Genomic DNA, 23,009 nt, shown 5'->3' with positions numbered 1-23,009 from the left:
CAGTATAGGCAGAGGCGGGCAGGAACTCAATGCGGCGCTGACAATCGATGAGATAGGTTTTGCCTATTGATAATTATTCAATAGCGCTTTCAGAATAATCGTTTTGTGAGAAAGCGCAAGGTTTTACAGCGTTCGCTTTTTCGCCTGGTCCATCATTCGCGGATAAAAACGCCAGAATTGCTGTTCCAGTTGTCTATAGTGGTTATCAAGGTCGTACCATGAATCACGCAGCGCATCGAGGCGCGGGCGGCGGCTGGCCATACCGTTCAGGACGCGCTGAATGAATTCCATATCCTGATAACGTTCCAGCCAGCGTTCGGACCACATATATTCGTTGAGATTAACAAAGCGCGGCGGCGAATCCGGCAGAATTTGCGCCACCTGCGCGTGGGCGTAGCGGACGAACTCGTTTAGCGGCAGATCCGGCGACAGCTGCGCCCAGTGATGCGACAGGAAATGGTCCCACATCACGTCGAGGGAAATTGGTGCGACGCGGCGGGTCTCGGGGCGAAACCATTCGCGCGCCGTTTTGACTTCCGCCAGATTGTCGGTCATTACATCTATACGCCGATGCATATAAATGCCGTCAACCACATCCGCAGGATACTCGCCCTGCGGGTTACCGCGGACAAAATCGGCCAGCAGGTTGCCCGGCAGCGAGCTATCTGCAAGGTGGGCGAGATGTAAATGCGCGAGAAAATTCATATCGACTTCAATCCTTCACACGGCCATGCCGTTCTTGCTGGTTAATCATGGTATTCCGCTATTATATCCAGCGTTGAATAGGGTAACGGTTGCAGGAAGACCCGCCCGGCACTAGACTACCCGCCTCTTTATTTAGTCTGAGTCATCGTCATGCGCGTTACCGATTTTTCCTTTGAATTACCTGAATCCCTGATTGCTCACTATCCGCAGCCGGAGCGCAGTAGCTGCCGCTTGCTGTCGCTGGACGGGCCGACGGGCGCGCTGACGCACGGTACTTTCACCGATCTGCTCGATAAGCTCAACCCTGGCGATCTGCTGGTCTTTAACAACACCCGGGTGATCCCGGCGCGTCTGTTTGGGCGTAAAGCCAGCGGCGGCAAGATTGAAGTGCTGGTCGAGCGCATGCTGGATGATAAACGTATTCTGGCACATATTCGCGCCTCTAAAGCGCCGAAGCCGGGGGCGGAGCTGCTGTTAGGCGATGACGAAAGCATTAACGCCACGATGCTGGCGCGCCACGGCGCGCTGTTTGAAGTTGAATTCAACGATGAGCGCCCGGTGCTCGATATCCTGAACAGCATCGGTCATATGCCGCTGCCGCCGTATATCGACCGCCCGGACGAAGACGCGGATCGCGAGCTGTACCAGACGGTTTACGGCACCAAGCCGGGCGCGGTCGCCGCGCCGACCGCCGGCCTGCATTTTGACGATCCGCTGCTGGAAAAGCTGCGCGCGAAAGGCATTGAGATGGCGTTTGTGACGCTGCATGTTGGCGCAGGAACCTTCCAGCCGGTGCGCGTTGACAGCATCGAAGAGCACATCATGCACTCTGAATATGCGGAAGTGCCGCAGGATGTGGTCGATGCGGTTCTGGCGGCGAAAGCGCGCGGTAACCGCGTCATCGCCGTCGGCACCACTTCCGTGCGTTCGCTGGAAAGCGCGGCGCAGGCGGCTAAAAATGGCCTGATTGAGCCGTTCTTTGCCGATACGCAGATCTTTATCTATCCGGGATATCAGTACAAAGTCATCGATGCGCTGGTGACTAACTTCCATCTCCCTGAATCCACACTGATTATGCTGGTCTCCGCTTTCGCTGGCTATCAGCACACCATGAACGCCTATAAGGCTGCGGTAGAACAAAAATATCGCTTTTTTAGCTACGGGGACGCGATGTTTATCACGTACAATCCGCAGGCTATTTCTGAGCGTCCCTAAAAAGGCCGGCACGCCGGCTTTCTGACGCCTTGACGCATTTTTTAGCCACGGAATCATTCCGTGGCGAGTATTTAAACGTCGGACTGTTTTTCTGACGCAGGAGCAATGATGAAATTTGAACTTGATACCACCGATGGCCGCGCGCGTCGCGGCCGTTTGGTGTTTGATCGCGGCGTGGTTGAAACGCCAGCCTTCATGCCCGTTGGCACCTACGGCACCGTCAAAGGGATGACGCCGGAAGAAGTTGAAGCCACCGGCGCGCAAATCATCCTCGGCAACACCTTCCACCTGTGGCTGCGCCCGGGCCAGGAAATCATGAAGCTGCACGGCGACCTGCATGATTTCATGCAGTGGAAAGGGCCGATCCTCACCGATTCCGGCGGCTTCCAGGTCTTCAGCCTTGGCGATATCCGTAAGATCACCGAACAGGGCGTGCACTTCCGCAATCCGATCAACGGCGATCCGATTTTCCTCGATCCGGAAAAATCGATGGAGATTCAGTACGATCTCGGTTCCGATATCGTGATGATCTTCGACGAATGTACGCCGTACCCGGCGGACTGGGATTACGCTAAGCGTTCGATGGAAATGTCTCTGCGCTGGGCCAAGCGCAGCCGCGACCGTTTCGATGGCCTCGGCAACAAAAACGCGCTCTTTGGCATCATTCAGGGCAGCGTTTACGAAGATTTACGAGATATCTCGGTTAAAGGTCTGGTAGAGATTGGCTTTGATGGCTACGCTGTCGGCGGTTTGGCTGTCGGCGAGCCGAAGGAAGACATGCACCGTATCCTGGAGCACGTTTGCCCGCAGATCCCGGCAGATAAACCGCGATACCTGATGGGCGTCGGGAAACCGGAAGACCTGGTGGAAGGGGTACGTCGCGGCATCGATATGTTTGACTGCGTTATGCCGACGCGCAACGCGCGTAACGGCCATCTGTTCGTGACCGATGGCGTAGTGAAAATCCGCAACGCGAAGCATAAAAGCGATACATCGCCGCTGGATGCCGAGTGCGATTGCTATACGTGTCGCAATTATTCACGTGCTTACTTGCATCATCTTGATCGTTGCAACGAAATATTGGGCGCGCGCCTCAATACCATTCATAACCTGCGCTACTATCAGCGTTTAATGGCTGGTTTACGCAAGGCTATCGAAGAGGGTAAATTAGAGAGCTTCGTGACCGATTTTTACCAACGTCAGGGGCGTTCCGTTCCTCCTTTGAACGTTGATTAATTTTAATAATGAGGGAATTTCAATGAGCTTTTTTATTTCTGATGCGGTAGCAGCAACCGGCGCGCCGGCGCAGGGCAGCCCAATGTCTCTGATTCTGATGCTGGTGGTGTTCGGTCTGATTTTTTACTTCATGATCCTGCGCCCACAGCAGAAACGTACTAAAGAGCACAAGAATCTGATGAACTCCATCGCCAAAGGTGATGAAGTCCTGACTAACGGCGGTCTGGTTGGTCGCGTGACTAAAGTCGCGGAAAACGGCTACATCGCTATCGCGCTGAACGATACCACCGAAGTGGTTATCAAACGTGACTTCGTAGCTGCCGTTCTGCCGAAAGGCACCATGAAGGCGCTGTAATTACCATTTTCCCTAAGGGAACTGCCGTGTTAAACCGTTATCCTTTGTGGAAGTACGTTATGCTGGTCGTCGTGATTATCGTCGGCCTGATTTACGCGCTTCCCAACCTGTATGGTGAGGATCCGGCTGTTCAAATCACTGGCGCGCGCGGCGTCGCCGCCAGTGAGCAAACGCTGATCCAGGTCCAGAAAACTTTACAAGAAGAAAAAATCACCGCGAAGTCTGTGGCACTGGAAGAGGGCGCAATTCTTGCGCGCTTCGACACCACCGACACTCAGCTGCGAGCGCGCGAAGCGCTGGTTAATCTGCTGGGTGACAAATACGTCGTGGCGCTAAACCTTGCTCCTGCTACCCCGCGCTGGCTGGCGGCGATGTATGCCGAGCCGATGAAGCTGGGTCTTGACCTGCGCGGCGGCGTGCACTTCCTGATGGAAGTGGACATGGACACCGCATTAGGCAAACTGCAGGAACAAAACATCGATAGCCTGCGCAGCGAGCTGCGTGACAAAGGCATTCCTTACTCCACCGTGCGTAAGGAAGACAACTACGGTCTGAGCATCGTCTTCCGCGACAGCGCGGCGCGCGACCAGGCTATCTCTTATCTCAGCCCGCGCCATCGCGATCTGGTTATTTCAAGCCAGGGTAACAATGCGCTGAAAGCGGTGATGACCGACGAACGTCTGAAAGAAGCCCGTGAATACGCCGTTCAGCAGAACATCAACATTCTGCGTAACCGTGTAAACCAGCTCGGCGTGGCCGAACCGCTGGTTCAGCGTCAGGGTTCCGACCGTATCGTGGTTGAACTGCCGGGTATCCAGGATACCGCGCGTGCGAAGGAAATCCTTGGCGCGACCGCGACGCTGGAATTCCGTCTGGTGAACACCAACGTCGATCAGTCCGCAGCCGCTTCTGGCCGCGTACCGGGCGATTCGGAAGTGAAAGACACCCGTGAAGGCCGTCCGGTGGTGCTGTATAAGCGCGTGATCCTGACCGGCGACCATATCACCGACTCCACTTCCAGCATGGACGAGTACAACCAGCCGCAGGTTAACATCTCGCTCGATAGCGCAGGTGGTAACATCATGTCTAACTTCACCAAGGACAATATCGGTAAACCGATGGCGACCCTGTTCGTGGAGTACAAAGACAGCGGTAAGAAAGATGCCAACGGTCGCGCTATCCTTGCGAAAGAGGAAGAGGTGATTAACATCGCCAATATCCAGTCTCGCCTTGGCAATAGCTTCCGTATCACCGGTATCAGCAACCCGACCGAAGCGCGTCAGCTTTCTCTGCTGCTGCGTGCGGGCGCCCTGATTGCGCCGATTCAGATTGTTGAAGAGCGTACTATCGGCCCGACTCTGGGTATGCAGAACATCAAGCAGGGCCTGGAAGCGTGTCTGGCCGGTCTGGTGGTCTCCATCCTGTTTATGATCTTCTTCTATAAGAAGTTCGGCCTGATTGCGACCTCCGCGCTGATTGCAAACCTGGTGCTGATTGTCGGCATTATGTCCCTGATTCCTGGGGCGACGCTGACCATGCCGGGGATCGCGGGTATCGTCTTAACCCTTGCGGTGGCGGTCGATGCTAACGTACTGATTAACGAGCGTATCAAAGAAGAGCTGAGCAACGGACGTACCGTTCAGCAGGCGATTGACGAAGGTTATAAGGGCGCATTTAGCTCTATCTTCGACGCCAACGTGACGACGCTAATTAAGGTTATCATCCTGTACGCGGTCGGTACCGGTGCCATTAAAGGGTTTGCGATTACTACCGGTATCGGTATCGCGACCTCAATGTTTACCGCTATCGTCGGCACCCGTGCCATCGTGAACCTGCTGTACGGCGGCAAGCGCGTGAAAAAGCTGTCTATCTGAGGAGTGCGTTGTGGCACAGGAATATACTGTTGAACAATTGAACCACGGCCGTAAAGTCTGGGACTTTATGCGCTGGGACTACTGGGCCTTCGGCATTTCAGGTTTTCTGCTGATTGTGTCGATCGCCATCATCGGCGTCCGCGGGTTTAACTGGGGTCTCGATTTCACCGGCGGTACGGTGATTGAAATTACCCTCGAAAAACCGGTTGATATGGACCAGCTGCGCGATTCGCTGCAGAAAGCGGGCTTTGAGGAGCCGCAGCTGCAGAACTTCGGCAGCAGCCGCGACATCATGGTGCGTATGCCGCCGGTACACGATGCCAACGGCAGCCAGGAGCTGGGCAGCAAAGTCGTTAACGTAATTAACGAATCGACCAGCCAAAGCGCGACGGTGAAACGTATTGAGTTCGTTGGCCCGAGCGTGGGCGCGGACCTTGCGCAAACTGGCGCTCTGGCGCTGATTGCGGCGCTGGTGTGTATCCTTATCTATGTCGGCTTCCGCTTTGAATGGCGACTGGCGGCTGGGGTCGTTATCGCACTGGCGCACGACGTGGTGATTACCATGGGCGTGCTGTCGTTGTTCCATATCGAGATTGACCTGACCATCGTCGCATCATTGATGTCGGTCATCGGTTACTCGTTGAACGATAGTATCGTGGTATCGGACCGTATCCGTGAAAACTTCCGTAAGATCCGTCGCGGTACGCCGTACGAAATCTTTAACGTGTCGTTGACCCAGACGCTGCACCGTACCTTGATCACCTCTGGTACCACCCTGATGGTGATCCTGATGCTGTTCCTCTTCGGCGGCCCGATTCTGGAAGGCTTCTCGCTGACCATGCTGATCGGTGTATCCATCGGTACGGCTTCTTCTATCTACGTCGCGTCCGCGCTGGCGTTGAAACTGGGCATGAAGCGCGAGCATCTGATCCAGCAGAAGGTCGAAAAAGAAGGGGCGGATCAGCCGTCTATTCTGCCGTAATCGGTTCAGTTGAGATAAAGCAATCCCGGCTTTGTGGCCGGGATTTTTTTTGCCAAAATTATCCGGCCTCGGCTACAAGTGCGGAAAAATCGCCTCTTTAGCCCTCATTTCTCCAGAAAACCTCGCTTCAACCTTCATCTTCAGCATAAAACAAACTTAGTAAACCTTCGCCAGGCAGCTCGCTACCTGCAACATTTCTCCCTGCAAATCACGGCCCTCAGCCCGCATCTATGCGGGCTGCTCCGACCTTCCGGGAACGTCTCTGCGATTTTGAGGCCACCAACACCGGCAGTTTCAGCCAGCATGGTGAATAAATTAACGGCAGGCCGCACGGACCGTAGGCCGGATAAGGCGCAGCCGCCATCCGGCGCAAAAGCGGCTCCTTGCGGATATTGCCCGGCGGCGCTGCGCTTGCAATAACCCTTCAAAAAGGGATATCTGCGCAGGTTGAGTATACCCACAACCTGATATGCCAAATTCTGAAAACCGTTTAGCACACTGCTGACAGTATGCTGTCAGGAGCCCTCTCGTACACTGCTTGTGAACTCACTAACGAGCAGGAGGAAGTATGAACAACGTGATTAACTGGTTTGAAATTCCGGTCGCAGATATGGATCGCGCCGTCGCGTTTTATGAGCCGGTAATGCAGGTGACGTTACGTCGTGAAACCATGGATTGCGCGGACCTGGCCGTCTTCCCACATCAGGACCCGGCCCCCGGCGGCGCGTTGGCTAAATTTGACGGTATCGCGCCATCGCCGCAGGGCGCTATTATTTATCTGCATACCGACAACCTTGCCGCGACGCTGGATCGTATCGCCTCGGCGGGAGGAGCGTGCGTATTTGGCCCGCTGGCGCTGCCGAATGATATTGGTACCATCGCCCTGTTTACCGACAGCGAAGGCAACCGTGTCGGTTTGCATCAACCAGCTTAACCTGACTATTTAGCGAAACGAGAAATGACCCGACGCGCCGACCGTTTATTTCAGATAGTGCAGATCCTGCGCGGCAGGCGGCTAACTACTGCGGCGCTGCTGGCGGAACGGTTGGGCGTGTCGGAGCGTACCGTCTATCGCGATATCCGCGACCTCTCGCTCTCAGGCGTCCCGGTTGAGGGGGAGGCCGGGAGCGGTTATCGTCTGCTGGCGGGTTACGATCTGCCTCCACTCATGTTGACCACCAAAGAATCCGAAGCGCTCATTGCGGCGATTCGACTGTTAAAAACCTGGGGCGGCGATGCGCTTTCGCAGTCGCTGGAGTCAGCCCAGGAAAAAATGCTGGCGATTTTGCCGGAGGAGAGGCGGCGCAAAGCGGAGCAGACCCGGCTGTTTGCCCCCGACCTTGGCGCGCATCGTTATGCTAAAACCCATTTTGACGTTATCCATCAGGCCGTATCCAATCAGCAGGTATTACAGCTTCACTACCAGGATGAATCCGGTCAGGTGACGCGGCGTGAAGTGCTGCCGCTGGGGCTGTTTTTCTGGGGGGAGCGCTGGCTGCTGGTGGCCTGGTGCGAACTGCGCAGTGATTATCGTAACTTTCGACTCGACCGTTGTCTGGAGGTAAGGGCGACCGAGCGTCGTTTCAGCGAGTGCGCCGACCGTTCATTGAGTGATTTCTTACGCAAGGTGAGATGTGAGGAGCGATAAAAAAACGCCCGGTTGGCGTAAACGCGTACCGGGCGCTCTGTTACAGGAAAAGGCGCTTAGAAGTTGTAACCGACAACGAAGTAACCACCCCAGCCGGTAGAGCGTACGCTGAAATCGCCATCGCCGAAGTTCAGCTTAGCATCATCAGCCCACTGGCCGCCGTTATGGAAGTAACGCGCGACGATAGAGTAGTGCCAGTGCGCGTAGTTCAGCGCCAGGATGTGGCTGGACGCGATAGAGTTGCTGGTACGCGCGTGCTTACCGTTCATATCGTAGAAGTTGTCGTCGCCAAGGTCAGAACCCCAGTCGAAGTTGGTGAAGCCGATATAGCTCAGCGAACCGCCCCACAGGTCGGTCAGCGGAACGAAGTATTTCACCTTGAAGCGGTAGCCGTCCCACTCGTTTTCGTTGGAGGCGCCGTAGTTCTGCCACTGGTATTTAGCATAGATATTCAGCGACAGGCTCATCGGCAGACCGGTATCGATGTCGGTACCCAGACCCATATACCAGGTGCTCTGCTCCTGAGAGTCGTTGCGGCCCATATCGTAGATATAGTTGTTCGCGAAGTACCACTCTTTGAACGGCCCGAAGCTCAGGTCGGTGTTGGTCAGCTTGTCGATAGAGAAACGCGGTTCGATCTCCATAAACAGCGGGGAGCCTTTGTTCCAGATACCTTTCGCCGTGCTGTTGCCGCCGAAGAAGACCGGCGCATCGATATAGCCGTAGAAATCAAACCAATCTTTTTTAGCAAACGCTTCGTATTCCAGATAGGTATCGTTACGGATCTGCGGTCCAAAACGAGTGTGGTAGCTACCGACCACGTTCACACTCTGGTGCCACCAATCAGACAGGTACTGCGGTTTTTCAGTTTCTGCCGCGCCAGCGGTGAAAGAAGCGGAAAGCGCCACAACAGCGCTCGCTGCCAGTAATGTTTTTTTCATGTTGATGCCACTGTTTAAATTAAGCCAAAAGGCGTTAAGAAAATTGCCGAAGCGTTGCTAAATATTTCGTCTTTCTGTGGGGGTCTATTATAGAAATCATTGCTCACAAAAATACGTGTTGTTTCACATAACCAGAACATGCGTAATCGATTGCGTTCACGATTTTATGCATTTCTTGACAAAATGCTACTGAAAATCGCCTTCAGGAGCGATTTCTAATGAACTCTTATGAAAAGTTGTAAATGGATAACTTCGATAGATGAAAAGTGGGGCGCCGGGCCGTTTTGCCCGGCGTGAGCGCTTACTGCGCGCTGACAGGTTGGATATCGTGGATACGAATAAAGCCGACTTTATCAGGCGTCACATTCAGGCGCAGCGGGATATCGACATCGCTGGGCGCCAGGATGCTGGCCGGGGCGCTAATCAGCTGATCCTGGACGTTGACTTCCTGATAGCTGTGGGTGGTACCGGTGATCTGCCCGGAAGCGACGGTCGCGGTGAAGGCCGGGAGCGGATCGTTAGACTCGCCCTGGATACGTAAGGTCAGGCGCGAACCGTCGCCATCGGCCGTAATACTGCCCACTGACATGCGCAGGGTGCCGATCTGGCTCTCCAGTCGCGCCGGCGTTTTAGCATCCGGTAGCAGGTAGACGCCGCTGGTGGATTTAGCATTCAGTGCGTTTTGCTGAGTGATTTTTATCGTTTGCTGATTCAGCTGGGTCATCTCTTTGCTCAGCGTACTGACGCTCTCGTTCATCTGACGAACTTCGCTTTGCTGGGCGCAGGCGGTAAGGGTGAACAGGCTGCCGATGATAGCCAGTTGTAGGTAACGTCTTGTCATGGTCAGGGTTCCGTTTACAGAGGATGATTAATGGTAGCTAAACTGAATTGGCCTACCATAGATCCTTTGTCTCAAAAGCTCTTTCTTTGTAGTCCGCTGACTTCAGGGTAAACTACCCTTCAGATTAACTACCTGTCAGGACGCGCCATGCATTGCCCTTTCTGTTTCGCCGTGGATACCAAAGTCATCGATTCTCGCCTGGTCGGCGAAGGCTCCTCCGTGCGTCGTCGTCGGCAGTGTCTGGTCTGCAATGAACGCTTTACCACTTTTGAAGTGGCGGAACTGGTAATGCCGCGGGTGGTAAAAAGCAACGACGTGCGCGAACCTTTCAACGAAGACAAGCTGCGTAGCGGGATGTTGAAAGCGCTGGAAAAGCGGCCGGTCAGCGCCGATGACGTCGAAATGGCGGTAAATCACATCAAAACCCATCTGCGCGGCACCGGTGAACGTGAAGTCGCGAGTAAAATGATCGGTAATCTGGTGATGGAACAGCTGAAGAAGCTCGACAAGGTCGCCTATATTCGCTTCGCTTCCGTCTATCGCAGTTTCGAAGATATTAAAGAGTTCGGCGAAGAAATCGCCCGTTTACAGGACTAAGTCATGCAGGACGAAATGTACATGGCGCGAGCGCTGAAGCTTGCCGCGCGCGGACGCTTTACTACCCATCCTAATCCCAACGTCGGCTGCGTGATTGTAAAAGACGGCGAGATCGTCGGCGAGGGCTTCCACTATCGGGCCGGCGAGCCGCACGCCGAAGTGCACGCGCTGCTTATGGCCGGCGAGAAAGCCAAAGGCGCGACCGCCTACGTCACTCTCGAGCCCTGCAGCCACCATGGCCGCACGCCGCCGTGCTGCGATGCGCTGATCGCCGCGGGCGTTGCTCGCGTGGTAGCGGCAATGCAGGACCCGAATCCGCAGGTGGCCGGTCGCGGCCTGTATCGCCTGCAGCAGGCAGGTATTGACGTCAGCCATGGGCTGATGATGAATGAAGCGGAAGCGCTGAATAAAGGTTTTCTGAAGCGGATGCGCACCGGTTTTCCGTGGATCCAACTGAAGATGGGCGCTTCGCTTGATGGCCGTACGGCGATGGCCAGCGGCGAAAGCCAGTGGATCACCTCGCCGCAGGCGCGACGCGACGTGCAGCGCCTGCGCGCGCAGAGCCACGCTATTCTGACCAGCAGCGCGACCGTGCTGGCAGACGATCCGGCGTTGACTGTGCGCTGGCAAGAGCTGAGCGCCGATACGCAGGCGCTCTATCCGCAGGAAAATCTGCGTCAGCCGCTGCGTATCGTCATCGATAGCCAAAACCGCGTCACGCCTGAGCATCGAATTGTTCATCAGCAAGGTGAAACCCTGTTTGCCCGCACCCATGCCGATGAACGTACCTGGCCTGACAATGTGCGTACCTTGCTGGTGCCGGAACATAACGGCCATCTCGATCTCGTGCTGCTGATGATGCAGCTCGGTAAACAGCAGGTGAACAGCATTTGGGTGGAAGCGGGGCCGACGCTGGCCGGCGCTTTGCTACAGGCCGGGCTGGTGGATGAGCTTATCGTCTACATTGCGCCTAAACTGTTAGGCAGTGACGCGCGCGGTTTATGCGCGCTGCCGGGGCTTGAGAAACTGAGCCAGGCCCCCCATTTCAAATTCAACGAGATACGTCAGGTCGGACCCGATGTCTGCCTGCATTTAACGACTGCGTGATGTATTCCTAATATTAGGAAGCAGCGCCCAGAATATTATGATAAAATCCGCCCCCCTTGCGGGGCACATGAACCCGAAGGAAGAGTATGAACATTATTGAAGCTAACGTTGCTACCCCGGACGCTCGCGTCGCCATCACCATTGCGCGTTTCAACAACTTTATCAATGACAGCCTGCTGGAAGGCGCGATTGACGCTCTCAAGCGCATTGGTCAGGTAAAAGATGAAAACATCACCGTTGTTTGGGTTCCAGGCGCGTATGAGCTGCCGCTGGCGGCTGGCGCACTGGCAAAAACCGGTAAATATGACGCGGTGATCGCGCTGGGTACGGTGATTCGCGGCGGTACCGCCCACTTTGAATATGTGGCTGGCGGTGCAAGCAATGGCCTGGCGCACGTCGCTCAGGACAGTGAAATCCCGGTAGCCTTCGGTGTTCTGACTACTGAAAGTATTGAACAAGCCATCGAACGCGCTGGCACCAAAGCCGGTAACAAAGGCGCAGAAGCCGCGCTGACCGCGCTGGAAATGATTAACGTATTGAAAGCCATCAAGGCCTGATTTTTTGTAAGGGGAATTCCGTGAAACCTGCTGCTCGTCGCCGCGCCCGTGAGTGTGCCGTCCAGGCGCTCTACTCCTGGCAGTTGTCCCAGAACGACATCGCTGATGTTGAATACCAGTTCCTGGCGGAACAGGATGTAAAAGATGTAGACGTTCTGTATTTCCGTGAACTGCTGTCCGGAGTGGCGACTAACAGCGCGTATCTCGACGGTCTGATGAAGCCATACCTGTCGCGCCAGCTGGAAGAGCTGGGCCAGGTAGAAAAAGCGGTACTGCGTATTGCGCTGTTTGAGCTGTCGAAGCGTGATGACGTGCCGTATAAAGTGGCTATCAACGAAGCTATCGAGCTGGCGAAAACCTTCGGCGCTGAAGATAGCCACAAGTTTGTCAACGGCGTGCTGGATAAAGCGGCCCCGGTAATCCGTCCCCGCAAAAAGTAAACTGCAGGCCGGGCTTTGTAGGATCAGATCCTGCGAACCCGGCCTTATTCTTTTCTTTGCTGAGGCATAACGTATGGCATGCGGCGAATTTTCCCTGATTGCCCGTTATTTTGATCGCGTTAAAAGCGCCCGCGTTGATGTTGAAACCGGCATCGGCGATGACTGCGCGCTCCTGAATATCCCCGAGAAAAAAACGCTGGCAATCAGCACCGACACCCTGGTGGCGGGCAACCACTTTTTAGCCGACATCGACCCTGCCGACCTGGCGTATAAAGCGCTGGCGGTGAACCTGAGCGATTTGGCGGCGATGGGCGCGGAACCGGCGTGGTTGACGCTGGCGCTCACTTTGCCGGAAGCAGACGAAGCGTGGCTTGAAGCCTTTAGCGACAGTCTGTTTGTCCAGCTTAACTATTACGATATGCAGCTAATCGGCGGCGACACCACGCGTGGGCCGCTATCGATGACGCTGGGTATCCACGGCTTTGTACCGCCGGGCCGCGCGATGAAGCGTTCCGGTGCCAAGCCAGGCGACTGGATTTATGTCACCGGCACGCCCGGTGATAGCGCCGCCGGGCTGGCGCTTTTACAGGACCGGTTAACGGTTGATTCGCCAGCGGATGCCGATTACCTGCTGGCGCGCCATTTGCGTCCGATGCCCCGCGTACTGCAGGGCCAGGCGCTGCGCGATCTGGCCAATTCAGCGATCGATCTTTCTGACGGTCTGATTTCTGACCTTGGTCATATCCTGAAGGCCAGCGCCTGCGGCGCGCGTATCGATCTCGATGCGATGCCGTATTCCGATGCCATGCTGCGCCAGGTTGATCCTGAGCAGGCGCTGCGCTGGGCGCTCGCCGGCGGCGAAGATTATGAATTGTGCTTTACCGTACCCGAGCTAAACCGCGGGGCGTTGGATGTTGCGATTGGTCAGCTTGGCGCGCGTTTTACCTGTATCGGCCAGATCGTGGCGGAAGCAGATGGACTGCAGTTTACCCGTGAGGGTAAGCCGATTAAATTGGATTTAAAGGGGTACGATCATTTTGGCACGCAGTAGAGACGAGGCGAAAAGCCGCCTTAATATGCGCAATCCCTGGCACCTGCTGGCGACCGGGTTCGGTAGCGGGCTGAGTCCGGTGGTTCCGGGAACTATGGGGTCGCTGGCGGCGATTCCGTTCTGGTATCTGATGACCTTTCTCCCCTGGCAGCTCTATTCGCTGGTGGTGATGATGAGCATCTGTATCGGCGTCTATCTTTGTCACCGTACGGCCAAAGATATGGGCACCCATGACCACGGCAGCATCGTTTGGGATGAGTTTGTCGGGATGTGGATCACCCTGATGGCGTTACCGACGATGGACTGGCAGTGGGTGGCTGCCGGTTTCGTTATTTTCCGTATCTTCGATATGTGGAAGCCATGGCCAATTCGTTGGTTCGACCGCAACATCCATGGCGGAATGGGGATCATGGTCGACGATATCGTCGCCGGGGTGATCTCCGCCGGCGTACTTTATCTGATAGGCCACCACTGGCCGATAGGTCTAATTTAAATCTGCACCCCGGCACGGCCGGGGTTTAAATTGCGGCGTTACTTGAAGCCGACGATTGGGTGGGGCCGATAGGGCGCTTCCAGCTTATCGATCTGTTCCGGCGTCAGGGTTAAATCGACGGCATGCAGGAGCTCATCCAGCTGTTCCTGCCGCGAGGCGCCAATAATCGGCGCAGCCACGCCGGGCTTGCTTAAGAGCCAGGCCAGCGCCACCTGTGCGCGGTTGGCATCTAATTCTTCAGCCACTTCCTCCAGCTTCTGCGCTATCTGCTCATCATTGGCGTCGGTGGCGCTATACAGCGATTTACCGAACTCATCGGAGACGAGGCGTGCAGTCGTTTCTCCCCATGGCCGCGTCAAACGGCCGCGCGCCAGCGGGCTCCACGGCATGACCGCAATTCCTTTGCGCTGGCATAGCGGCAACATCTCGTTTTCTTCTTCGCGATAAATCAGGTTGTAGTGATCCTGCATGGTGACGAAGCGTGCCCAATTGTTCTGTTCCTGCAGAGCGAGCGCCTGGGCGAACTGTCGGGCATGCATAGATGATGCGCCGATATAGCGCGCTTTCCCGGCGCGAACGACGTCGCTCAGCGCCTCCAGCGTTTCTTCGATGGGCGTGGCGTAATCCCAGCGGTGGATCTGCAACAGGTCGACATAGTCCATTCCCAGACGGCGCAGGCTATCGTCGATGGATCGCATGATTTGCGCGCGTGACAGCCCCTGCGGCAGATCGCCGACCTGATGATAAACTTTGGTGGCGACGATCACTGAATCGCGGCGAGCATATTCCCGCAGCGCGCGGCCAAGGATCTCTTCGCTGCTGCCATCGGAATAGTTGTTCGAGGTATCAAAGAAGTTAATTCCGCCTTCCAGCGCACGTTTAATCAGTGGACGGCTACTTTCTTCGGGCAGCGTCCAGGCGTGATTGCCGCGGTCAGGCTCGCCGAAGGTCATGCAGCCAAGACAGAGTCGGGAAACGCGAAGATGGGTATCGCCAAGAGGGATGTAGTGCATAAGACGCTCCTGCTACTTTAAAGGGAATCCTTTAAGAATAGCAGGAGCGGTATGGGCAATTATGCCAACCAGTCGCGGATTTTGGCTTCGATACCGGCGGCATCCAGGCCGAGGTCGGCGCGAACTTCTTCTTGAGTCCCCTGCGGGATAAAGAAGTCCGGCAGGCCGATGTTCAGCACCGGTACCGCGCGACGGTGGGCCATCAACAGCTCGTTGACGCCGCTGCCAGCGCCGCCCATGACGGCGTTCTCTTCAAGCGTGACCAGCACATCGTGATCGGCGGCAAGCTGCAGAATTAGCGCGTCATCAAGCGGTTTCACAAAACGCATATCGATCAGCGTCGCATTGAGTTTTTCCGCAACCTGAGCGGCTTCCGGCAGTAAAGTCCCGAAGTTAAGAATTGCCAGCTTCTCGCCGTTACGTTTCACCACGCCTTTCCCGATCGGCAGCGACGCCAGTGGTGCCAGTTCCGCGCCAGTACCTGTGCCTCGCGGATAGCGTACTGCGCTAGGGCCGTCGTTATAGTGGTATCCGGTGTAGAGCATCTGGCGACATTCATTCTCGTCGCTCGGGGTCATGATCACCATTTCCGGAATGCAGCGCAGGAAGGAGAGATCGAATGCCCCCTGGTGCGTCTGACCGTCGGCGCCGACGATGCCCGCGCGATCGATTGCAAACAGTACCGGCAGCTTTTGAATGGCGACATCATGGATCACCTGATCGTAAGCGCGCTGCAGGAAGGTTGAGTAAATCGCCACGATCGGCTTATAGCCGCCAATCGCCATCCCGGCGGCAAAGGTGACCGCGTGCTGTTCGGCAATGGCGACATCAAAATATTGATCGGGGAATTTCTTCGAGAACTCGACCATGCCCGAACCTTCACGCATCGCCGGGGTGACGGCCATCAGTTTGTCATCCTTCGCCGCGGTTTCGCACAGCCAGTCGCCAAAGATTTTCGAATATGTTGGCAGGCCGCCGCTGCTTTTTGGCAGCACGCCGCTGGTGTGATCGAATTTCGGTACCGCGTGGAAGGTGATGGGATCTTTTTCAGCCGGTTCATATCCACGGCCTTTTTTGGTCATGATGTGCAAGAACTGCGGTCCTTTCAGATCGCGCATATTCTTCAGCGTGTTGACCAGACCCAGTACATCGTGGCCATCTACCGGACCGATGTAGTTAAAGCCCATCTCTTCAAACAGCGTGCCGGGCACCACCATACCTTTAATATGCTCTTCGGTACGCTTAAGCAGTTCTTTAATCGGCGGTACGCCGGAGAAGACTTTTTTGCCGCCTTCACGTAGCGAAGAGTACAGCTTACCGGACAGCAGCTGCGCCAGATGGTTGTTCAACGCGCCGACATTCTCTGAGATCGACATTTCATTGTCGTTCAACACGACCAGCATGTCTGGTTTGATATCGCCCGCATGGTTCATCGCCTCAAATGCCATCCCGGCGGTGATCGCGCCATCGCCAATGACGCAAACGGTGCGCCGCTGCTTGCCTTCTTTTTCGGCGGCAATAGCGACCCCAATACCCGCGGAGATAGAGGTAGAGGAGTGACCGACGCTCAGTACGTCATATTCGCTTTCGCCGCGCCACGGGAACGGATGCAACCCGCCTTTCTGGCGAATAGTGCCGATTTTATCGCGACGGCCGGTGAGAATTTTGTGCGGGTAAGCCTGATGGCCGACGTCCCAGATTAAGCGGTCGAAAGGCGTATTGTAGACATAGTGCAGCGCCACGGTCAGTTCAACCGTGCCAAGGCCAGAGGCAAAATGGCCGCTTGAGCGGCTCACGCTGTCCAGAAGATAACGGCGCAGCTCATCGCAAAGCTTAGGCAGGCTATCTTTTGGCAGCAGGCGCAACTCCTGGGTGGAATCTACCAGCGCCAGGGTTGGGTATTTGGCAATATCAAAACTCATCAGAGACTCATTTATTGTTTATTTATCGCGCTGAATAATGTAATTAGCGAGCGCTTCCAGTGCCGTGGTATCCAGCGATTGCGCTGCCAGCTCATCTAAAGCCTGGCGGGCATCGGCAATCAGATCGCGCGCTTTCTGCTGGGCTTGCTCAAGACCCAAAAGCGCCGGATAGGTACTTTTGCCTAACTGTTGGTCGGCACCCTGACGTTTGCCAAGAGTCGCAGTATCACCTACCACATCGAGAATGTCATCCTGCACCTGGAAGGCGAGGCCGATATTCTCAGCGAAGCGATCGAGCGCTGGCAGCGCCTGACGGCCACGCTCGCCGGCGCTCAGCGCGCCAAGACGAACCGCCGCGCGGATAAGCGCTCCGGTCTTATGGCGATGAATTCGCTCCAGCGCCTGTAGATTGACCTGTTCGCCTTCCGCCTCGAGATCCAGCGCCTGACCGCCGCACATTCCGGCGACGCCGCTGGCCTGGGCCAGTTCGGAAACCATCGCCAGACGGTCACGATCCGGCACTTCCGGCATCGGCGTATCACTCAGTATAGAAAATGCCAGCGTTTGCAGGGCGTCGCCGGCAAGAATTGCGTTCGCTTCGCCAAACTTGATGTGGCACGTGGGTTGACCGCGGCGCAGATCGTCGTCGTCCATCGCCGGCAGATCGTCATGCATCAGCGAGTAGGCATGAATACATTCGACGGCGGCGGCTGGGGCATCCAGCGTAGAACGGCTAACGCCGAACATCTCGCCGGTGGCGTAAACCAGGAAAGGGCGCAGGCGTTTACCGCCTAATAATGCGCCATAGTGCATGGCTTCAACCAGCGGAGTGTTCTGAAACGGCAGCGGAGAGATAAAACGGCGCAGCGCGTCATTGGCCTGGGAGACACAGGCCTGTAATTGTTGCGGGAAGTCCATTTATTCAGCGTCCGGCGTAAAGGGAGTCAACGGCGCATCTTCGCTATCGGCCAGCAGGATTTGGACACGCTGTTCGGCCTGTTGCAGTTTCGTCTGCCCCTGGCGCGCGAGCTGCACGCCGCGTTCAAATTCGCTGAGCGCTTCTTCCAGCGGTAGTGAGCCGCTTTCCAGACGATTAACGATCTGCTCGAGTTCGCCTAAAGCGCTCTCAAAGCTGGCCGGGGCCTCATTTTTCTTTGGCATAGTGAATATAGACTCTTGTTATGTCTCGATGGCTATCAGTATGGTAACGGAGTCGGGCGGTTAAGCAAACTCGCGGCATTCACCCTACGGATACATTTTTGCGAAAATGCGCAATGCCAGGCGAAAAGCGAACAATGATGGTATACTCCGCGCCCTGGATGCAGACGCTGTGTTGCGCCTGTACAATTTTTTTGCTTAAAGCCCCGTCGGGCTTGCCAACGAACTAATGTCGCTATGAAGTTTATCATTAAATTGTTCCCGGAAATCACCATCAAAAGCCAATCTGTGCGGTTGCGCTTTATTAAAATTTTAACCGGGAACATTCGTAACGTTCTCAAAAACTATGATGAGACGCTCGCCGTCGTTCGTCATTGGGATCATATCGAAGTTCGCGCGAAAGACGAAAACCAGCGACCGGCTATTCGCGACGCGTTGACCCGTATCCCGGGCATTCACCATATTCTGGAAGTGGAAGACGTTCCTTTCACCTCGCTGCACAATATTTTTGAGCAGACATTACCGCTGTGGCGCGAGCAGCTCGAAGGCAAAAGCTTCTGCGTACGTGTGAAGCGCCGTGGTAAACATGAATTCACCTCAATTGAGGTTGAGCGCTACGTTGGCGGCGGCCTGAACCAGCATATCGAATCGGCGCGCGTGAAGCTCACCGACCCGGACGTGACGGTTAATCTGGAGATCGAAAACGATCGTCTGTTGCTGGTGAAAGGGCGCTATGAAGGTATTGGCGGCTTCCCTATCGGTACTCAGGAAGATGTGCTGTCGCTCATCTCCGGCGGCTTCGACTCCGGCGTCTCCAGCTATATGCTGATGCGTCGCGGCTGTCGCGTACACTACTGCTTCTTCAACCTCGGCGGCGCCGCGCATGAAATCGGTGTTCGCCAGGTGGCGCACTATTTGTGGAACCGCTTCGGCAGCTCTCATCGTGTTCGCTTCGTGGCAATCAATTTTGAGCCGGTGGTTGGCGAAATCCTTGAAAAAGTCGATGATGGCCAGATGGGCGTGGTGCTCAAACGTATGATGGTGCGTGCGGCATCGAAAGTGGCTGAGCGTTATGGCGTGCAGGCGCTGGTGACCGGCGAAGCGTTGGGCCAGGTATCCAGTCAGACGCTGACCAACCTGCGTCTTATCGATAATGTCTCCGACACGCTGATCCTGCGTCCGCTGATTTCGCATGATAAAGAACACATCATCAATCTTGCGCGTGAAATCGGCACGGAAGATTTTGCCCGTACCATGCCGGAATACTGCGGCGTTATCTCGAAGAGCCCAACCGTGAAAGCGGTAAAAGCGAAGATCGAAGCGGAAGAAGAAAACTTCGATTTTAGCATTCTGGATAAAGTGGTTGAGGAAGCGAATAACATCGACATTCGCGACATCGCTCAGCAAACGCAGCAGGACGTGGTGGAAGTCGAAACCGTCAGCGGCTTCAGCGCGAACGACGTGATTCTCGATATTCGTTCTGTCGATGAGCAGGATGATAAACCATTGAAAGTGGAAGGCGTCGATGTTGTTTCGCTGCCGTTCTATAAACTGAGCACCCAATTTGGCAATCTCGATCAGAGTAAAACCTGGCTGTTGTGGTGTGAACGCGGCGTGATGAGCCGTCTGCAGGCGCTATACCTGCGCGAGCAGGGCTTTACTAACGTGAAAGTGTATCGTCCGTAATTCGCCTGTACTGATGAAAAAGCCTTCCCTAAGGGAAGGCTTTTTTACATCTGAGGGTTAGCGTAGCGTCATCGCCAGTGCATTCAACTGATCGATAACGATATTCCAGCCTTCAAAAAATCCCATCTTTTCATGCTGCTCTCGGGTTTCCGCGTCCGCATGCAGTACCGTTGCCGTATAGCGACAACCGTCGTTTTCATCCGCAAAGGTAATAATAGCCGTCATGGCAAAAGGGGTAACGGCCGGCCGAAAGTTCTCAGTTAGCATTGAGGTCATAACTATTTTTTGCTGCGGAATGACTTCAAGAAAACAGCCGGGGTTATCGCTACGTTCACCGTCAGGGCCGTGCATCACGGTGTGGAAAGCCCCGCCAGGACGCAAATCAAAAGCCAGGACGTCGGTATACCACGGTTTCGGGCACCACCAGGTTTTGAGTAATGCAGGATCGGCCCACGCGCGCCAGAGAGCTGCAGTGGGGGCGCTGAGCCAGCGGCTGATGACGAGGTCACGAGAATCGGTTGCGCTACGGGACATGCTACGGCTCCTCAGGAAATAAGGGGCGCCAGTCCGCTGCGCGGACCGGCTATCAGGATTCGTAGTAATTATAGATGCCAGCAGCCATGACCAACTGCGAAGCAACTTCATGCGCTTTTTCACGGCCAACCAGCAGGTCAATCATTTTGAGAGCGAAATCAATGGATGTTCCTGGACCCTGACTGGTCAACAAATTAACCCTTGGATCCCAAACGACGCGCTTATCCTGCCACTGTTCGGCGGGGATTTGCGCTTTTAGCGCCGGGAAACCGGTAATGTTGCCGATAGGAAACAGATTATGTGGCACCAGAACGGTCGCTGGCGCGGCGCAGATAGCCGCCACGATGCGCCCGGATAGATGAAATTGTCGTACGGTTTCTACCAGCAAAGGGCTGTCGCGAAAGCACTCGGCACCCTTAATACCGCCAGGCAAAACGATGATATCAAAATCGCCATCGGCGACTTCGACCAGCGGCGCATCCGCGACGAGCTTCACGCCTCGCGAGCAGACAATGGTCAGATTGCCATCACTGGCGACGCTGGCGGTGGTCACTTTCACGCCGCCGCGCGCTAATAAATCGATAGTGGTGACCGCTTCGGTCTCTTCGCTACCAGGGGCGAGGCAAATCAGTGCCGACGCGTTCATAAATATTCTCCTTTCGCTTTACCTGTTCAAATAAACGGGCATTTTCCGGCACTGGCAGGCCGTGGGCGCGTGCGCGATTAAGCAGAAAACCAGTGATATAGTCGATTTCCGTATGCCGCTGCGCGCGGATGTCCTGCAACATCGATGAAATATTATCTGCAGTACTTTCAATGACCTGATTCACATACAATAACAGGTTTTCCGCCGATGTATGAATTCCTTCGCGCTCCATCACCGCTGCGACTTCCTGACAAATGGCATTGATCTCATGCGGGAAATCACGCAGATCGCCATTTCGGCAATCTTTCAGCGCGGTCAGGGGGTTAATGACGCAGTTGACAGCCAGCTTACTCCATAATGCCGGATGAATGTTGTCGTGCCAGGCGACATCCGGCAGTACGTTTTGCAGGATGTCAGCGAGGCCGCTGTAATCCTGGCTATAGCTTTTAGCAGGCCCGATATGGGTAGTCCCCTGCGCGACATGAATGATGACATTGCCATCGCGGCGGGCGGCGTGGGTGGTGGACGCCAGCAATAGAGGTTGCTTGATGCTTTTTAATTCATTCAAGGTGCCCATGCCGTTATGAATTAGCAAAATAGGGGCTGAAGCCGGTAATATAGCGGCCAGATTTTTCACCGCCTGCGAAACCTGCCATGCCTTTAACGTCACCAGTAGCAAATCGCTGGTGGCGAGAAAATCAGGATCGTTAGCGGTCATTGATTCATTGAAATTACTACCGTCAGTCTCAATAAGATTAACGCTACAAAATGGTTGCGGGACGCGTAACCAGCCCTGGACCTCATGTCCGTTTTTATACAGCGCGGTTAACCATAATTGTCCCAGTGCACCGCATCCCAGTACGGTTACTTTCATTATTCCTCCTCACCTGCGACTTCCCAGGCGCTTGTAGCTAAAGTATAGCGTTATCAGCTAAGCTTCCGGGATAACAAGTTGAGTTATGCCGCGTTGTGGGTATTATGCAACGCAAAAGAAACGGAAGGAGAGGAAAAGATGCCATCTTTCGATATTGTCTCTGAAGTCGATCTTCAGGAAGCGCGTAATGCGGTCGAAAACGCAAGCCGCGAAGTCGAGTCACGATTTGATTTTCGTAATGTTGAAGCCACCTTTGAGCTGAACGAAACCAGTAAAACCATCAAGGTACTGAGCGAGTCTGATTTCCAGGTCAATCAGCTGTTGGATATTCTTCGCGCCAAGCTACTCAAGCGCGGCATTGAGGGAAGTTCGCTCGATGTGCCGGAAGCCTTTGTACATAGCGGGAAAACCTGGTTTGTCGAAGCTAAGCTGAAGCAGGGCATTGAAAGTGCGATTCAGAAGAAAATCGTCAAACTGATTAAAGACAGCAAACTCAAAGTACAGACGCAGATCCAGGGCGAAGAAATTCGCGTCACTGGTAAATCTCGTGACGATTTGCAGTCGGTTATGGCCTTAGTGCGCGGTGGCGACCTTGGCCAGCCATTCCAGTTTAAGAACTTCCGCGATTAACACGCAAAGCCTGATGGCGTAATGCCATCAGGCTTTGCGCTGATGTCGATGCCGGAGAAGATTTAAGCCGTTCTCCGGCAACTAAAAATCTTACTACTTAACTCTTCTGACCTGTTTTTTAATCCTTCCTCAAGGCGTTCAGCATATTTGTTTCATTATCAACGCCAGGTTAAATTTTCTGATTATTTTCTCAAATTAAAATTCATGAATATGAATTCATGCTGATCGGTTCAAACTTGAGAATGAATAATACCCGCGAGAAGTGGGCATGCAGTATTGATCTCAATCATGAAGTAAAGGAAGTTGCTTCTGTATGGAACGAATTCACTTTTTATTCATTATTTTAATCGGGGAAACTGTAACGGAGTAAGGATATGGAGTTGTGTATGTCATTGTTTACTGTGTGTCGCTAAAACATATTTTGATTTGGTTTAGCAGGCGAGATGAGAAATGATGAGCTACCAGCGTTGAAACGAATTATTACGCTCGATGCGTGGACAGGGA

General features: G+C 54.7%; 25 protein-coding genes. 15 read left to right on the top strand and 10 right to left on the bottom strand.

Features of this window, described 5'->3' with window-relative positions; translation table 11 throughout:
• Positions 1-123 precede the first annotated feature (123 nt).
• Complete coding sequence (gene acpH, locus PGR10_RS17340; protein WP_430923834.1) at positions 124-705, bottom strand: ACP phosphodiesterase; 582 nt, start codon at positions 703-705, stop codon at positions 124-126.
• A gap of 150 nt (positions 706-855) precedes the next feature.
• On the opposite strand from acpH, the gene queA reads away from it, so the two are divergent.
• From queA to PGR10_RS17305, 7 genes are all read left to right on the top strand, one after another.
• Positions 856-1,920, top strand: a complete 1,065-nt coding sequence (gene queA, locus PGR10_RS17335; protein WP_015368002.1) for a tRNA preQ1(34) S-adenosylmethionine ribosyltransferase-isomerase QueA — start codon at positions 856-858, stop codon at positions 1,918-1,920.
• Between the two features lie 108 nt (positions 1,921-2,028).
• Positions 2,029-3,156, top strand: coding sequence for a tRNA guanosine(34) transglycosylase Tgt (gene tgt, locus PGR10_RS17330; RefSeq protein ID WP_015368001.1), 1,128 nt, complete (start codon positions 2,029-2,031; stop codon positions 3,154-3,156).
• Positions 3,157-3,178: 22 nt separating this feature from the next.
• Complete coding sequence (gene yajC, locus PGR10_RS17325) at positions 3,179-3,511, top strand: preprotein translocase subunit YajC (RefSeq protein WP_003859109.1); 333 nt, start codon at positions 3,179-3,181, stop codon at positions 3,509-3,511.
• 26 nt (positions 3,512-3,537) lie between these two features.
• Positions 3,538-5,385, top strand: a complete 1,848-nt coding sequence (secD, locus tag PGR10_RS17320) for a protein translocase subunit SecD (RefSeq protein ID WP_015704558.1) — start codon at positions 3,538-3,540, stop codon at positions 5,383-5,385.
• 10 nt (positions 5,386-5,395) lie between these two features.
• Complete coding sequence (gene secF, locus PGR10_RS17315) at positions 5,396-6,367, top strand: protein translocase subunit SecF (protein ID WP_015367999.1); 972 nt, start codon at positions 5,396-5,398, stop codon at positions 6,365-6,367.
• Positions 6,368-6,935: 568 nt separating this feature from the next.
• The gene (locus tag PGR10_RS17310; RefSeq protein WP_015367998.1) at positions 6,936-7,301 is read left to right on the top strand and encodes a VOC family protein; all 366 of its coding nucleotides are present in this window, start codon (positions 6,936-6,938) and stop codon (positions 7,299-7,301) included.
• Positions 7,302-7,325: 24 nt separating this feature from the next.
• Positions 7,326-8,015: a helix-turn-helix transcriptional regulator gene (locus tag PGR10_RS17305; protein WP_087860406.1), complete on the top strand. Its 690-nt coding sequence runs from the start codon at positions 7,326-7,328 to the stop codon at positions 8,013-8,015.
• A gap of 56 nt (positions 8,016-8,071) precedes the next feature.
• On the opposite strand, the gene PGR10_RS17300 is transcribed toward PGR10_RS17305, so the two are convergent.
• Complete coding sequence (locus PGR10_RS17300; protein ID WP_015367996.1) at positions 8,072-8,956, bottom strand: nucleoside-specific channel-forming protein Tsx; 885 nt, start codon at positions 8,954-8,956, stop codon at positions 8,072-8,074.
• Positions 8,957-9,257: 301 nt separating this feature from the next.
• Positions 9,258-9,797, bottom strand: a complete 540-nt coding sequence (locus PGR10_RS17295; protein WP_316425285.1) for a DUF3251 domain-containing protein — start codon at positions 9,795-9,797, stop codon at positions 9,258-9,260.
• 147 nt (positions 9,798-9,944) lie between these two features.
• On the opposite strand from PGR10_RS17295, the gene nrdR reads away from it, so the two are divergent.
• The 6 genes from nrdR (at position 9,945) to pgpA (ending at position 14,042) form a co-directional block, all read left to right on the top strand.
• Entirely contained in the window at positions 9,945-10,394 is a 450-nt protein-coding gene (gene nrdR, locus PGR10_RS17290; RefSeq protein WP_002890417.1) for a transcriptional regulator NrdR, read from the top strand.
• A gap of 3 nt (positions 10,395-10,397) precedes the next feature.
• The gene (gene ribD / locus PGR10_RS17285) at positions 10,398-11,501 is read left to right on the top strand and encodes a bifunctional diaminohydroxyphosphoribosylaminopyrimidine deaminase/5-amino-6-(5-phosphoribosylamino)uracil reductase RibD (protein ID WP_430923833.1); all 1,104 of its coding nucleotides are present in this window, start codon (positions 10,398-10,400) and stop codon (positions 11,499-11,501) included.
• An 86-nt stretch (positions 11,502-11,587) separates the two neighbouring features.
• Positions 11,588-12,058 (top strand): 6,7-dimethyl-8-ribityllumazine synthase, encoded by a 471-nt coding sequence (ribH, locus tag PGR10_RS17280; protein ID WP_001021161.1) that lies wholly within the window; start codon positions 11,588-11,590, stop codon positions 12,056-12,058.
• A gap of 20 nt (positions 12,059-12,078) precedes the next feature.
• Entirely contained in the window at positions 12,079-12,498 is a 420-nt protein-coding gene (nusB, locus tag PGR10_RS17275; RefSeq protein WP_015367993.1) for a transcription antitermination factor NusB, read from the top strand.
• Positions 12,499-12,571: 73 nt separating this feature from the next.
• A complete protein-coding gene (gene thiL / locus PGR10_RS17270; RefSeq protein WP_430923832.1) occupies positions 12,572-13,549 on the top strand; it encodes a thiamine-phosphate kinase in 978 nt (325 codons plus the stop codon).
• Complete coding sequence (gene pgpA / locus PGR10_RS17265) at positions 13,530-14,042, top strand: phosphatidylglycerophosphatase A (RefSeq protein ID WP_259678433.1); 513 nt, start codon at positions 13,530-13,532, stop codon at positions 14,040-14,042. Before thiL ends, pgpA begins: the two co-directional genes overlap by 20 nt.
• A gap of 38 nt (positions 14,043-14,080) precedes the next feature.
• Here the strand turns inward: pgpA and PGR10_RS17260 are convergent, their stop codons facing one another.
• From PGR10_RS17260 to xseB, 4 genes are read right to left on the bottom strand one after another with little or no spacing between them, the layout of a single operon-like run.
• Positions 14,081-15,055, bottom strand: coding sequence for an aldo/keto reductase (locus PGR10_RS17260; RefSeq protein WP_045381017.1), 975 nt, complete (start codon positions 15,053-15,055; stop codon positions 14,081-14,083).
• Between the two features lie 59 nt (positions 15,056-15,114).
• Positions 15,115-16,977, bottom strand: a complete 1,863-nt coding sequence (gene dxs / locus PGR10_RS17255) for a 1-deoxy-D-xylulose-5-phosphate synthase (protein WP_430923831.1) — start codon at positions 16,975-16,977, stop codon at positions 15,115-15,117.
• 18 nt (positions 16,978-16,995) lie between these two features.
• A complete protein-coding gene (gene ispA / locus PGR10_RS17250) occupies positions 16,996-17,895 on the bottom strand; it encodes a (2E,6E)-farnesyl diphosphate synthase (protein WP_087860399.1) in 900 nt (299 codons plus the stop codon).
• Entirely contained in the window at positions 17,896-18,138 is a 243-nt protein-coding gene (gene xseB / locus PGR10_RS17245) for an exodeoxyribonuclease VII small subunit (protein ID WP_015367987.1), read from the bottom strand.
• A 234-nt stretch (positions 18,139-18,372) separates the two neighbouring features.
• On the opposite strand from xseB, the gene thiI reads away from it, so the two are divergent.
• Positions 18,373-19,821: a tRNA uracil 4-sulfurtransferase ThiI gene (gene thiI / locus PGR10_RS17240; RefSeq protein WP_087860398.1), complete on the top strand. Its 1,449-nt coding sequence runs from the start codon at positions 18,373-18,375 to the stop codon at positions 19,819-19,821.
• A 57-nt stretch (positions 19,822-19,878) separates the two neighbouring features.
• Here the strand turns inward: thiI and PGR10_RS17235 are convergent, their stop codons facing one another.
• From PGR10_RS17235 to panE, 3 genes are read right to left on the bottom strand one after another with little or no spacing between them, the layout of a single operon-like run.
• Entirely contained in the window at positions 19,879-20,355 is a 477-nt protein-coding gene (locus PGR10_RS17235; RefSeq protein WP_395226812.1) for an SRPBCC family protein, read from the bottom strand.
• Positions 20,356-20,407: 52 nt separating this feature from the next.
• Positions 20,408-21,001, bottom strand: coding sequence for a protein deglycase YajL (gene yajL / locus PGR10_RS17230; protein WP_430923830.1), 594 nt, complete (start codon positions 20,999-21,001; stop codon positions 20,408-20,410).
• Positions 20,964-21,875: a 2-dehydropantoate 2-reductase gene (panE, locus tag PGR10_RS17225; RefSeq protein WP_308958233.1), complete on the bottom strand. Its 912-nt coding sequence runs from the start codon at positions 21,873-21,875 to the stop codon at positions 20,964-20,966. The genes yajL and panE overlap by 38 nt, the downstream gene beginning before the upstream one ends.
• Before the next feature lie 138 nt (positions 21,876-22,013).
• Here panE and PGR10_RS17220 point away from each other — a divergent pair, with 138 nt between their 5' ends.
• Positions 22,014-22,505, top strand: a complete 492-nt coding sequence (locus tag PGR10_RS17220; protein WP_087860394.1) for a YajQ family cyclic di-GMP-binding protein — start codon at positions 22,014-22,016, stop codon at positions 22,503-22,505.
• The last annotated feature ends 504 nt before the right edge of the window (positions 22,506-23,009 follow it).

Origin of the sequence: Klebsiella sp. 141198, from assembly GCF_050600785.1 — a bacterium.
Taxonomy (GTDB): Bacteria; Pseudomonadota; Gammaproteobacteria; order Enterobacterales; family Enterobacteriaceae; genus Klebsiella; species Klebsiella aerogenes.
Note: the sequence above shows the minus strand (reverse complement) of the source record. Positions and strands in the feature narration are given on the sequence as shown.